This window comes from Roseateles sp. L2-2 (genome assembly GCF_050613215.1).
Lineage (GTDB): Bacteria > Pseudomonadota > Gammaproteobacteria > Burkholderiales > Burkholderiaceae_C > Roseateles > Roseateles noduli.
Window position 1 is genome coordinate 3062473 of record NZ_CP192509.1, and the last position, 11736, is coordinate 3074208.

Below are 11736 nucleotides of genomic sequence, written 5' to 3' on the forward strand. Positions count from 1 at the left end.
CAGTGCCGCGAGTCGAGCCAGTCAGTCTCCCTCTCCCGCTTGCGGGAGAGGGCAGGGGTGAGGGCCAGCGGCCGTGGCAGTACTGACCTCAGGGCGCGAGCCGTTCGCGGATCCACTCGTTGCCTTCACGGCGGTACACGAGCCGGTCATGCAGCCGCGACTTACGCCCCTGCCAGAACTCCCAGCGCTCGGGCACGAGCCGGTAGCCGCCCCAATGCGGCGGCCGGCTCGGGCTCAACCCGTGCTGTGCCGCGGCCTTGGCCGCATTCGCCACCAGCACCGCGCGCGAGGAGATCACCTGACTTTGCGGCGAGGCCCACGCGCCCAACCGCGAGTCCAGCGGCCGCGACGCGAAGTACGCATCGGACTGCGCCCCGTCGACCTGCTCGACGGCGCCCTCGATGCGGACCACGCGTTCCAGCTCCACCCAGTGGAACTGCAGGGCGGCGAACGGATGCAGCGCGAGCTCGCGGCCCTTGCGGCTGTCATAGTTGGTGTACCAGACGAGGCCGCGCTCCTCGATGTCCTTGATCAGCACGATCCGCGTGGACGGTCGCCCGTCAGCACCGACCGTCGCCAGGGTCATCGCATTGGGTTCGGGCACCTTGGCGTCCAGCGCCTGCTGGAACCATTCGCGGAACTGGCGCAGCGGTTCGCCCGCGGACTGCTGTTCATCGAGCTCGGCGCGCTCGTAGCTCTTTCGAAGGTCGGAGAGTTTGTCCATCCTTTGGAGTATCGGGCGAATCCTTAAGTAAAGCTCCCACCCTGGAAACTCCGGGTGGGAGCGCTTTCGTGCCGCAGGCATGCTTGGTCTCGTCGAGCCGCGCCGCAGAGCGGGGCCCAGGGGGATCGGGACCAAACCAGAAGGAAGTTCGCATGAATCAGCGACGACCCGCCGTCGTCGTGCTCGCGGCAGGGCGCGGCCAGCGCTTTCGCGGCGAGGGCCACAAGCTGGAACAGGTCGTGAACGGAGACACCGTGCTGGCGCTGACCTTGCGCCAGACGATGGCGTCAGGCCTGCCGATGCTCGTGGTGACCTCGACCGCGTTGGCGCCTCTGGTCCGACGCCATGTGGCCTCGCGCGACATGCTGGTGCTGCCCGACCAGGACCGCCTGGGGCGCCCCGCGCCGCTGGGCATGGGGCATTCGATCGCGGCCGGCGTGGCCGCGACCGGGGATGCGCCCGGCTGGCTGATCCTGCCGGCCGACATGCCGATGGTGCGGTCCAGCACCCTGGCCGCGGTCGCACAGGCCATCGAGCACGATCCGATCGCGTATGCGCAGCACCGCGGACGCCGCGGGCATCCGGTGGGGTTCAACGCGGAGCTCTTCTCCGAACTTGCGAGCCTGCAGGGCGACGAGGGCGCGCGGCGATTGCTGGCGCGTTATCCGGCGCAGGCCGTGGAGGTCGACGACCCGGGCGTGCTCATCGACGTCGACACCGTCGAGGACCTGGAGCGGCTCGCCCACGATCCGCTCAAGCCGCGCCCCAGCGGCGAAGGACTGCGGACGCTGGGTTGAAGCCGGTCCGCGTTCAATAGACGTTCAGAACCCGCCCGCTCAGAGCCCGTTCGACCGGGCCAGCGCCAGCTGACGTTCCAGCGCGCGGTCATGGATGCCGTGCTCCCGCAGACAGGTCACCGCACGCTGCAGGTAATCGAGCGTCGTGCCGTACCGGCCCCGCGCATGCCGCAGGATGTGCAGCAGCCGGTCGTCGGCGATGTCACCGACCCAGCCCGGGCTGCGTCGCGACAGCGTGAAGGCCAGCGCCTTGCGCGTGCCCAGGCCGTCGGCGCAATGGCAGTCCAGCCACCGCGGCACATAGGTGCCGACCACCATCTCCCGCAGCCACAGCCGGCGCAGCGTCGCTTCGCTGTCCTTGGGCTCGACGCGATAGATCAATCCCCGGCAGCTGCCGCCCGACAACAGCGTCATCACGAGCCCGGGCTGCTCGTTGCTGCCGCGGTTCACCAGCGAGCGCAGCCGCAGCGCGCGGTGGTAGCCCTGGACCCTCGCGACCAAGGTCTGCGCAGGGTCAAAACCGGGGTTCCACATCAGCGAGCCGTAAGCGAACATCATCAGGCCGTGCTCACGGTCCCACGTGCGTTCGGCCACCTCCAGCAGGCGCTGGCTGTGGGTGGGGAGGTCTTCCAATCTGGCTTCGGCGAGGGGGTCGGCGATCATGGGAGAGATGCTGCCATAGCCTGGGAACGTGGTGTGCCGCCGTCCATGGGCGCCCGGGAACGTTTCTGTAACCAGCTTGTACCCGGGAAAGGCCTGTTGGAGAGCCGTTGGGCCTCCCGGGCGTGTAATATGGTTACCAATCTAACCCTGGCCGAGTTACATCGGCAGTCGGCATGAACAAGACCATTCTGGATGTCACCGCGCGGATCAAGGCGCGCAGCGCCGCGTCGCGCGAGCGTTATCTGGACCTGATCGAGCGCATGGCGGGTCGGCAGCGCGGCGTGCAACGCCTGGGCTGCGCGAACGTGGCGCACGCGGTGGCCGCGATGCCGGCCAACGACAAGCTGCGCATCGTGGCGGAGAAGGCGCCCCACCTGGGCATCGTGACGGCCTACAACGACATGTTGTCGGCGCACCAGCCCTACGAGGGCTACCCCGCGCTCATCCGCGACGAGGTCCACCGCCTGGGCGCGACGGCGCAAGTCGCCGGCGGCGTGCCGGCGATGTGCGACGGCGTCACGCAGGGCACGCCGGGGATGGAGCTCAGCCTGTTCTCGCGCGACACGATCGCAATGGGCACGGCGGTGGCGCTGTCGCACGACGTGTTCGACGCGGCGCTGCTGCTGGGCATCTGCGACAAGATCGTGCCGGGGCTGCTGATCGGCGCGCTGCACTTCGGGCATCTGCCCTGCGTGTTCGTGCCGGCGGGGCCGATGAGCTCGGGCCTGTCCAACAACGACAAGGCCAAGGTGCGCGAGCTCTACGCGCAGGGCAAGGTCGGCCGCGACGAGCTGCTGCAGGCCGAGTCCCAGGCCTATCACGGCGCGGGCACCTGCACCTTCTACGGCACGGCCAACAGCAACCAGATGCTGCTGGAGGCGATGGGCCTGCACGTGCCGGGCGCGGCCTTCGTGCATCCGCACGACGGCCTGCGCGAGGCGCTGACCCGCGAAGCGGTGCGTCAGGCGCTGAAGATCATCCCGCAGCGCGACTACACGCCGATCGGCCGCATGGTCGACGAGCGCAGCATCGTCAACGCGATGGCCGCGCTGCTGGCCACGGGCGGCTCGACCAACCACCTGATCCACTGGGTCGCGGTGGCGCGTTCGGCGGGCATCCTGATCGACTGGAGCGACTTCTCCGAGCTGTCGTCCGTCGTGCCGCTGCTGGCGCGCGTGTACCCGAACGGCAGCGCCGACGTGAACCAGTTCCAAGCCGCCGGCGGCCCGGGCTTCGTGATCAAGGAACTGGTCGGCGCGGGGCTGATGCACGGCGACGTGCTGACCTCGGTGTCGGGCCAGAACCTGAGCGCCTTCGGACGCCTGCCGCATCGCAATGAAGACGGCAGCGTCAGCTGGACCGACCTGCCGGCCCAGAGCAACGACGACAGCGTGGTGCGCACGGTCGCGGCGCCGTTCTCGCCGACCGGCGGGCTGAAGCTGCTGGCGGGCAACCTGGGTCGTGCGGTGATCAAGGTCTCCGCGGTGCCGGAGGATCGGCACACGGTCGAGGCGCCGGCGCGCATCTTCGACAGCCAGGAAGCGATGCAGGCGGCATTCAAGGCCGGCGAGCTGGAACGCGACGTGGTCGTCGTGGTCCGCTTCCAGGGCCCGCAGGCCAACGGCATGCCGGAGCTGCACAAGCTGACGCCACCTTTGGCGGTGCTGCAGGGCAAGGGCTTCAAGGTGGCGCTGGTGACGGACGGCCGCATGAGCGGCGCGTCGGGCAAGGTGCCGGCGGCGATCCACGTGAGTCCCGAGGCGCTGGCCGGCGGTCCGCTGGCCAAGCTGCGCGACGGCGACCTGGTGCGCGTCTGCGCCAACACCGGCGTGCTGAGCGCGCTGGTGCCGGCCGACGAATGGGACCGCCGCGAACTGGCGCAGATCACCGCCGATGCGGTGATCGAGAACGGCGCCGGCATGGGCCGCGAGCTGTTCGCCGGCATGCGGCGCAACGTGACGACGGCCGAGGAGGGCGCGGTCAGCTGGCTGTGAGGCCGTCCCGACCGCCCGCCGACCGTGCCATTGCCCGCTTTCGAATGCGACCGAATCTGACGAATCTGACTACGAGGAGATCCACATGACTTCCATCAAGGACACCCTGAGCCTGGCCGAACACGGTCCGGTGATTCCGGTCATCGTCATCGACCGCCTCGAGGACGCGGTGCCGCTGGCGCGCGCGCTGGTGGCGGGCGGCGTGCGCGTGCTGGAGGTGACGCTGCGCACGCCGGTGGCGCTGGAGGCGATCGCCGCCATCGCGCGCGACGTGCCGGAAGCCATCCTCGGCGCGGGCACGCTGCGCACCTCGGCGGATGCCGTGGCGGCGAAGAAGGCCGGCGCGTGTTTCGCCGTCAGCCCCGGCTTCACGCAGGACGTGGCGAGCTCCTGCGAAGCCAACTTCCTGCCGCTGCTGCCGGGCGTCTCGACGGCCAGCGAAGTGATGATGGCCAGCGACGCGGGCTACAAGTTCCTGAAGCTGTTCCCCGCCACGGCGGTGGGCGGCGTGAACCTGCTGAAGGCGCTGGCCGGACCGTTCACCGACGTGGTGTTCTGCCCCACGGGCGGCATCACGGTGCAGACCGCGCCCGACTTCCTGGCGCTGCCGAACGTGAAGGTCTGCGGCGGCTCGTGGCTGACGCCGGCAGACGCAGTGAAGGCGGGCGATTGGGCCCGCATCACGCAGTTGGCCAAGGAGGCCAGCGCGCTACGCGCTTGAATTCACCCGGTGAACGAGGCTCTGGAAGCTTTCTTTTATCGTTTCGCTCCCACCCCATCCCCGCCCTCCAAGCGGGCGGGGCAGATGTCACCCCACCCCGGCCCGCCCCCAAGGGGCGGGTGAGCGGCGGAGGGCTTAGCGCTTCGGCGGATCGAAGACCAGGCACGTGGTGCTGGCGTGCGCATACAACTTGCCGTCATGGCCGACCAGGTCGGCCTCGGCCGTCGCCATCTGGCGGCCGACGTGCCGCACACGGCCAATGGCGCGCACGACCGGCACCTTGTCGCTGAGCGCGCGCACGAGGTTGATCTTCAATTCCAGCGTCGTGTAGGCGCGGCCGACGTCCATCGTCGTGTGCACCGCGCAGCCCAGCGCTGAATCCAGCAAGGTCGCGTACCAGCCGCCGTGCACCGTGCCCATCGGGTTGTAGTGCCGGAACTTCGGCGTGCCCTGGAAGATCACCTCGCCCTTGCTCACGCGCAGCAACGTGAAATCCAGCGTCTGCGCGATCGGCGGCGGCGGGAGCTTGCCAGCCAGCATCGCCTCCATCTGCTCCAGACCCGTCAGCCCGGCGATCTCCGCCATCGTCGCCACACCATGATCCGGACGGATCTTCGCGCGGACCTCCCGCTCCTCCGCCTGCCATTGAGCCAGCGCCTCGTCATGCGACACGGCAGACGAAGGGGTGGGCGAAGGAGTCAGTGCTGCGCTCATCATGTTGTCCTGTGCGGTTGGATCCGGCCCGATCGCCGTGAATACTTGTGGCTGCAATGGTTGCAGCTACAATATTTCCTTGTCAAGCCTCTCGGCGACACCTTGAGAGATCACTCCAGATGAGCGTCCCCGTCTCCACCTCGAAGCCGACGTCCGCGCAGGCCCAGGCGGAGCCGATCTCGCCCAAGGGCTGTACCAATTTCAAGCTGCGTCAGGTGACGCGGCTGGTGTCCAACCACTGCGAGGCGCAGTTCTCCGAGTCCGGCCTCACCACCACGCAGTACGCGCTGCTGTCGCACATCGTGGTGCTGGGGCCGATCCAGCCGAGCGAGCTCGCGCGGCGCATGGACATCGATCTCTCGACGCTGTCGCGCAACGTGCAGCCGCTGCAGGCGCAGGGCCTGGTGGAGACGCTGCCGGGCGCGGACGCGCGCAGCCGCCAGCTGCAGGCCACGGAAGAGGGCCACGCGCGGCGCAAGCAGATGAAGGCGACGTGGAAGCGCGCGCAGCTCTCGCTCAACGAGCGCCTGGGCGACGACCGCGTGCAGCGCCTGCACGCGCTGCTGGACGAATGCGCCGCGCTGATGCGGGGCGAGGTCGCGCCGGACTGATTGGACTGAGGAGCCCGTCGTGGGCCGGAGCGGGCCGCTCCGGCGACGCGTTCAATCGATCGTGACGATCACCGGCGCGTGATCGCTGGGCTTGGGCAGCTTGCGCATGGCGCGGTCGATCGTGCAGGCGGTGACGCGGGACTTCAACGCCGCGCTCACGAGGATGTGATCGATACGCAGGCCCTTGTTCTTCTGGAAGCCCAGCATCCGGTAGTCCCACCAGCTGTAGCTCTTGGGCGGCTGCTCGAACATCCGGTAGGCGTCGGTCAGTCCCAGGTCGAGCAGCGCCTGGAAGTGCGCGCGCTCCTGCGGCGAGGTGTGGGTCTGGCCGACGAAGGCGGCCGGGTCGTAGCAGTCGCGGTCCTCGGGGGCGATGTTGAAGTCGCCCATCAGCACGAGGTTCTCGTGCTGCTGCATCTCGGTGGCGAGCCAGGCGCGCAGGCCGTCCAGCCAGGCCATCTTGTAGACGAACTTGTCGCTGTCCAGCGCCTGGCCGTTCGGGAAGTAGCCGCCGATCACGCGGACGTCGCCCACGGTGCCGGCGATCAGGCGCGCCTGTTCGTCGGCGTAGCCGGTGATGTTCTTGACCACGTCCTTCGCCGGTGTCTTGCTCAGCAGGGCCACGCCGTTGTAGGTCTTCTGACCGAACCACTGCACCTGATAACCGGCCTCGCCGATTTCCAGCGTCGGGAACTTGTCGTCGGTGAGCTTGGTCTCCTGCAGCACGAGCGCGTCGACCGGATTGGCGGCCAGCCAGTCGAGCAGCTGCGGCAGGCGCACGGCCAGGGAGTTGACGTTCCAGGTGGCGAATTTCATGACTTCTCTAAGCGATTGCGCAACGCGCCATCGTATCCAACTGGAGGGCACAACGATCCCTCCGCCGCGCAAGGGTGTTCGCAACGGGCGAACATGGGTGCGTCGTTCACGATCGCTACGAAGGTCGCGCAGATGATGAAGACGATGAACACCTCAACCCGCCTCCTGATCAGATCCCGGACCGCCGCGATGGCCCTGGCTGTCGCGCTCATCTCACTCGCCGCGCTCAGCCCGGCCTGCGAAGCCGCGCCGTCCAACTTCGGCATGCTGGCCCTGTGGGATCAGTCGCCCAGCAGCTATGAGGGGCGGGTGCCGCCGGGCAGCCTGGTCGTCATCGGCCCGGTGGAGGGCGTGCAGCGTCTCGATGCGACGCAGCGGGCCAACTGGAAAGCAGTCATCCGGACCATCCGGTCGCAAGGGGGCAGGGCGCTCGGCTACATCGCCATGGGACACGGCGGCGTGACGCAGGACCAGCAGGCCAGCTTCGCCGCCGTGCCGCGGGAGATCGCTGCCTATCGGGATGTCCTGGACGGGGTGGACGGCTTCTTCTTCGATCAGGCAGGTCCCGATCCGATGATCGCCGGCAAGCCCGACGCGTGCGAGACCGCGAATGCCCGCTGGCAGGGCGTGCGTACGCATCTGGCCGCGCTGAACGTCGGAGGCACCGTGGTCTGGAATGCGGGCGCTTCCGGTCCCAACCATTGCTTCCTGCGATCGGCCCGCGCGGGCGAGCATGTGGTGAGCATCGACGGCCCGGCCGATGACGTGCGCGCGGGCGCCCTCGACGTTCAAGCGCGAGAAGTCGCCGACACGCGCCAGGTCAAGACCTGGGCGCTCATCCATTCGGCCACGCCCGCTCAGATGCAGGATGCGCTTCAGCGGACCCGCACGCACTTCGTCTACGTCACGGACGGCGCACGCACCCTGGCCTGGGGCGGACCGGTCTGGAACTATCCGCCCAGCTACTGGGGAACGGACGCCGACCCGCGCTCGGAGCGCGGGTGTCTGCGGCGCGTGCAAGGCGGCGCGAACTGTGATTGATGGATGTCCTGAACCCTTCAGAGGTAGAGCTCGACGGATTGTTCGACGCGGCAACAGCGACCCGCGGGGTGGCGGCGAAAATGCAGCGGTCTCCTGCGTCTCGAATCTGGAATTGCCGACTGTGAAGAAGTCTGACTCTCTCTGCGCGTCCAACCGCTGGTCTCCGATCGTCGCCGCCGTGTCGTTCTGCCTGCTGGCCACGGCCACCGTGGCGCAGCCAATGGATGGGCAGAGCGAGGCTGCGTCGGTGTCCGAGCGCAACGCGCCGTCCCTGCCGTCGGACGCCGGTCCGCTCAGCCCCGGCGAACATTGGGCCCGCATCAACGGGCTGCAGGTTCACTACGACGTGGTGGGGAGCGGCCCGGTGCTGGTGATCCAGTCCCCGTCGTGGGGCATCGGGTCGGACTATCTGCTGAACGGCCTGTCGCCGCTCGCGAAGCACTTCACCCTCGTCGCCTATGACGTCGCCGGGAGCGGTGCTTCCGACAAGCCTGAAGACGGCTATTCGCTCACGTCGTCGGAGGTCGCCGATCAGTTGGAAGGCCTGAGGCAGCATCTGAAGCTCCCCCAGATGGATCTGCTCGGTCATTCGCAGGGCAGTGCGCTGGCGATGACCTACGCGTCCCGCTTCCCGTCGCGCGTGCGCCGGCTGGTGCTGGTCGGCAGTCAGCTGTACGGGTATGCCGGAACGGCGGAGACCAAACCGCTCGACGAGGCCCGCAGGCAGGACCCGCGCTTCAAGGAAGCGATCAAGGCCGCGGACGAGCCCCGGCCGCCGACCGACGAGGCCTACACCCGCCACTTCATCCGGATGTCGCCCTACTATCTCTACGACACCAAGGACGCGCCGGCCTTCATCGCCACGCTGAAGAAACCGCTGTCGGCCTGGCCGTCGCAAGCCAAGCGTCGTCCGGCGCCGCCTGTCCAGCAGGTCGACAGCCTCCCGCTGATCACCGCTCGCACGCTCGTCATCGATGGGCTGCAGGACCCGGTCTGCCCGCCGATGGTGTCCCGGCGCATCTCTGAAGGCATCAAGGAGTCGACCCTGGTGATCTACGAGAACACCGGTCACTTCCCTTGGATCGAACAGCCGGCGCGGTTCTTCGACGACGTCGTGCGCCACGTGGCAGGCAAGTCCTGACCCGAGGGGCGCTGCAGGTCCTGGAGCGCGACATCGCGAGCTGGCTCGGGCGAAAAAAAACTGGCTCCAACGAGCCGGTCCTTTTCAGCCGAAGCTGTCGGGATCAGTAGCGTCCGCCGCCGAAACCGCCGTTGCCGTAGCCGACGTCCGAGCGCTTGCTCGAACGGAACTCACCCGAGCCGCTGTTGCCGCGGCTGCCGCCGGCGTCGTTGCCGCCTTCGCGCGGGCGGGCCAGCGTGACGACGATGGAGCGGCCGTCCACCGACATGCCGTTCAGCGCGGTGATGGCCGCCTGGGCGTCTTCGGCCGAGGCCATTTCCACGAAGCCGAAGCCCTTGGAGTTGCCGGTGTCGCGGTCGGTCATGACCTTGGCGGACTTGACGCTGCCATGTTCCCCGAAGTTGCTTCGGAGGCTGGCGTCGGTCACGGAGTAGGGCAGATTCCCAACATAGATCTTGGTGCTCAAGGAGAGCCTTTCTGAGTCATGGCGCGCCGTCAGGAGTCTGAGGCGCCCCATAGGCGCGCACGGCGCGGAGGATGCGTGCTCGACCTCTGGCGTGAGTAGATGGTCGGTACGCGAACGGCTGCGGTCTGGCGGCATTGCCAGTCAGCCATGAGGGGGACACCGATTCTACGCGACGCGCGCCTTGAGGGCTAACCGCCCATCGCCAGCCGGTACCACTCATGGAAATGCCGCATCCCGTCCTCCATCGGCGATTGATAGGGACCGGCATCGGTCGTGCCACGCCGGCAGAGCGCTCGACGTCCCGCGTCCATGCGCTCGGCGATCTCGTCGTCCTCGACGACGGTCTCGTTGTAGGCCGCCTGGTGCGCCTCGACGAACTCGCGCTCGAAGGCGACGATGTCCTCGGGGTAGTAGAACTCGGTGACGTTGAGCGTCTCCTGCGGCCCGCGCGGGTGCAGCGTCGAGCGCACCAGCGCGTGCGGGTAGAGCTCGATCATGTGGGTTGGGTAGTAGGTCACCCAGATCGCGCCGAACTCCGGCGGCACGCCGCCGCGATAGGCGAGCAGCCGTTCATGCCACGCGCGGTAGACCGGCGATCCCGGCGAGTCCAGCTCGCGGTGCACGCCCACGCGCTGCACGCTGAACGGCGCGGCGAACTCCCAATCGAGGTCGTCGCAGGTCACGAAGCTGCCCAGCCCCGGATGGAAGGGGCCGACGTGGTAGTCCTCCAGGTAGACCTCGATGAAGGTCTTCCAGTTGTAGCGGCAGGTGTGGGTCTCGATGCGGTCCAGCACGTAGTCCGAGAAGTCGAACTCCGGGCGGTCGAAGAGACCGGCCAGGTCGCGCGCGGGATCGCGCGGGCCTTCGAAGAAGGCGCCGTGGCTCTCCTTCAACGGATAGGTCGGCAGATGGGCGCAGGGCTGCGGCGAGAAGTGCGGCGCGCCCACGAGCTCGCCGGCATCGGTGTAGGTCCACCGATGCAGCGGGCAGACGATGTGGCCGCCCGAGGCTGCCGGCAGGCGTCCCTGCGAGGTACCGGCCGTCACCGCGCCCGGATCGCCGCCCAGGATCAGCGCCTGGCGATGGCGGCACACGTTCGACAGCAGCTTCACGCCCTCGCGTCCGTTCACCAGCACGCGGGCGTTGTCCTCGTGCTGGAGGGTGCGCCAGTCGCCGGGCTCCGGCACCCATTGGCGATGCCCGACGTAGCGCGGCGCCTGGCGCTCGAACATCGCCATCTCGCGTTGGAAGAGCGCGTCGTCGAAGTAGGCCTGCACCGGCAGCTGCGGCTGGGTGGACAGCAGATGGGCGCGTCGGACGATGTCGTTCATGCGGAGTTCCGGAGATCTTGGGCGCCCAGCCGCCGCAGCCGTTCGGCGCGCGGCAGGCGCGGGCAGGTGTTGCACATGTCGCCGCCGGCGCGCCTGTCGTCGAGGCAGCACACGCCGCGGTCCAGCGCCAGGCACGAGGTGCCGGGCGCCGTGTCGAAGGCCAGATAGCCGCTGTCGCCGGACGCGCCGAGCTGCGCGAGCCAGTCGGCGCCGATGTCGGACAGCGCGTCGTCCGCGAGCCTCGCGATCGGCTGCACCCGCAGCAGCGCCGCCAGCACGCAGTCGGCGAGCTGTCGCCGCGCCGCCTTGGGATGCAGCGGCAGGTTGGCCTGCACCGCGGCCAGGAGCGTCGCCGACAAGGCCCGCAACTGCTCTGCGGCCCTGGCACGACCTGACCCCGGCGTCGCCCCCGCGAAGTGCGGTGCCGCGAAGCTCGACGCCGGAACGGCGAAGCCGGTCACGTCCGCCTCGTCGACGTCCACGTCCCAGCCGAGGCTGGCCAGCGGCAACACGCCGCCCGCCAACTCGACGGAGAACACGCTGGCGTAGGTCGGTTGCCAGACCAGCCGCGACCAGGCACGCAGCGCCCAGTACGCGCGGCCCGCCTGCGGATCGCGCGCCCGCAGCGCGCCGATGAGCCGCTCGGCAGCGGGGCCGGCGGGCAGGGCCGCCGCATCGGCATCGCAACGCCCCTGCAGCGACGGCACCACGCTGCGC

The 11736-nt window shown here is 68.8% G+C and carries 13 protein-coding genes; 6 read left to right on the forward strand and 7 right to left on the reverse strand.

From position 1 onward, the window contains the following. Positions 1-88: 88 nt before the first annotated feature. Positions 89-724 carry a pyridoxamine 5'-phosphate oxidase gene (pdxH, locus tag ACQZ13_RS13725; RefSeq protein WP_431052758.1) on the reverse strand — a complete coding sequence of 212 codons (636 nt, stop codon included), beginning with the start codon at positions 722-724 and terminating at the stop codon, positions 89-91. A gap of 152 nt (positions 725-876) precedes the next feature. Here pdxH and ACQZ13_RS13730 point away from each other — a divergent pair, with 152 nt between their 5' ends. Continuing rightward, positions 877-1521: a nucleotidyltransferase family protein gene (locus tag ACQZ13_RS13730; protein WP_431052760.1), complete on the forward strand. Its 645-nt coding sequence runs from the start codon at positions 877-879 to the stop codon at positions 1519-1521. Between the two features lie 39 nt (positions 1522-1560). Here ACQZ13_RS13730 and ACQZ13_RS13735 read toward each other — a convergent pair whose 3' ends face one another. Further along, entirely contained in the window at positions 1561-2184 is a 624-nt protein-coding gene (locus ACQZ13_RS13735) for a gamma-glutamylcyclotransferase (RefSeq protein ID WP_431052762.1), read from the reverse strand. Between the two features lie 173 nt (positions 2185-2357). Here ACQZ13_RS13735 and edd point away from each other — a divergent pair, with 173 nt between their 5' ends. Together edd and ACQZ13_RS13745 are read left to right on the forward strand one after the other, a co-directional pair. Beyond that, positions 2358-4178: a phosphogluconate dehydratase gene (gene edd, locus ACQZ13_RS13740; protein WP_431052764.1), complete on the forward strand. Its 1821-nt coding sequence runs from the start codon at positions 2358-2360 to the stop codon at positions 4176-4178. Between the two features lie 85 nt (positions 4179-4263). Next, positions 4264-4899 carry a bifunctional 4-hydroxy-2-oxoglutarate aldolase/2-dehydro-3-deoxy-phosphogluconate aldolase gene (locus tag ACQZ13_RS13745; protein ID WP_431052766.1) on the forward strand — a complete coding sequence of 212 codons (636 nt, stop codon included), beginning with the start codon at positions 4264-4266 and terminating at the stop codon, positions 4897-4899. A 135-nt stretch (positions 4900-5034) separates the two neighbouring features. Here ACQZ13_RS13745 and ACQZ13_RS13750 read toward each other — a convergent pair whose 3' ends face one another. After that, on the reverse strand, positions 5035-5613 hold the full coding sequence (locus tag ACQZ13_RS13750) for a PaaI family thioesterase (protein WP_431052768.1): 579 nt from the start codon (positions 5611-5613) through the stop codon (positions 5035-5037). A 119-nt stretch (positions 5614-5732) separates the two neighbouring features. On the opposite strand from ACQZ13_RS13750, the gene ACQZ13_RS13755 reads away from it, so the two are divergent. Continuing rightward, positions 5733-6224 (forward strand): MarR family winged helix-turn-helix transcriptional regulator, encoded by a 492-nt coding sequence (locus ACQZ13_RS13755; RefSeq protein ID WP_431052770.1) that lies wholly within the window; start codon positions 5733-5735, stop codon positions 6222-6224. A 51-nt stretch (positions 6225-6275) separates the two neighbouring features. Here ACQZ13_RS13755 and xth read toward each other — a convergent pair whose 3' ends face one another. Next, positions 6276-7040, reverse strand: coding sequence for an exodeoxyribonuclease III (gene xth, locus ACQZ13_RS13760; RefSeq protein WP_431052772.1), 765 nt, complete (start codon positions 7038-7040; stop codon positions 6276-6278). 135 nt (positions 7041-7175) lie between these two features. On the opposite strand from xth, the gene ACQZ13_RS13765 reads away from it, so the two are divergent. Continuing rightward, entirely contained in the window at positions 7176-8081 is a 906-nt protein-coding gene (locus tag ACQZ13_RS13765; protein ID WP_431052774.1) for a spherulation-specific family 4 protein, read from the forward strand. Between the two features lie 121 nt (positions 8082-8202). Next, positions 8203-9222, forward strand: a complete 1020-nt coding sequence (locus ACQZ13_RS13770) for an alpha/beta fold hydrolase (RefSeq protein ID WP_431052776.1) — start codon at positions 8203-8205, stop codon at positions 9220-9222. 103 nt (positions 9223-9325) lie between these two features. Here the strand turns inward: ACQZ13_RS13770 and ACQZ13_RS13775 are convergent, their stop codons facing one another. The 3 genes from ACQZ13_RS13775 to ACQZ13_RS13785 all read right to left on the reverse strand — a co-directional run bounded on the left by ACQZ13_RS13775 (position 9326) and on the right by ACQZ13_RS13785 (position 11729). Next, entirely contained in the window at positions 9326-9688 is a 363-nt protein-coding gene (locus ACQZ13_RS13775; protein WP_421033985.1) for an RNA recognition motif domain-containing protein, read from the reverse strand. Between the two features lie 188 nt (positions 9689-9876). Beyond that, complete coding sequence (locus ACQZ13_RS13780; RefSeq protein ID WP_431052778.1) at positions 9877-11019, reverse strand: aromatic ring-hydroxylating oxygenase subunit alpha; 1143 nt, start codon at positions 11017-11019, stop codon at positions 9877-9879. Then, entirely contained in the window at positions 11016-11729 is a 714-nt protein-coding gene (locus ACQZ13_RS13785) for a (2Fe-2S)-binding protein (protein WP_431052780.1), read from the reverse strand. Before ACQZ13_RS13785 ends, ACQZ13_RS13780 begins: the two co-directional genes overlap by 4 nt. Positions 11730-11736: the final 7 nt, after the last annotated feature.

Excerpts from the sequence above, each read along its gene's own strand:
- ACQZ13_RS13755 (WP_431052770.1), top strand. The coding sequence starts at position 5,733 with ATGAGCGTCCCCGTCTCCACCTCGAAGCCGACGTCCGCGCAGGCCCAG.
- ACQZ13_RS13750 (WP_431052768.1), bottom strand. The coding sequence starts at position 5,613 with ATGAGCGCAGCACTGACTCCTTCGCCCACCCCTTCGTCTGCCGTGTCG.
- ACQZ13_RS13745 (WP_431052766.1), top strand. The coding sequence starts at position 4,264 with ATGACTTCCATCAAGGACACCCTGAGCCTGGCCGAACACGGTCCGGTG.
- ACQZ13_RS13735 (WP_431052762.1), bottom strand. The coding sequence starts at position 2,184 with ATGATCGCCGACCCCCTCGCCGAAGCCAGATTGGAAGACCTCCCCACC.
- ACQZ13_RS13730 (WP_431052760.1), top strand. The coding sequence starts at position 877 with ATGAATCAGCGACGACCCGCCGTCGTCGTGCTCGCGGCAGGGCGCGGC.
- xth (WP_431052772.1), bottom strand. The coding sequence starts at position 7,040 with ATGAAATTCGCCACCTGGAACGTCAACTCCCTGGCCGTGCGCCTGCCG.
- pdxH (WP_431052758.1), bottom strand. The coding sequence starts at position 724 with ATGGACAAACTCTCCGACCTTCGAAAGAGCTACGAGCGCGCCGAGCTC.
- ACQZ13_RS13780 (WP_431052778.1), bottom strand. The coding sequence starts at position 11,019 with ATGAACGACATCGTCCGACGCGCCCATCTGCTGTCCACCCAGCCGCAG.
- ACQZ13_RS13765 (WP_431052774.1), top strand. The coding sequence starts at position 7,176 with ATGAAGACGATGAACACCTCAACCCGCCTCCTGATCAGATCCCGGACC.
- edd (WP_431052764.1), top strand. The coding sequence starts at position 2,358 with ATGAACAAGACCATTCTGGATGTCACCGCGCGGATCAAGGCGCGCAGC.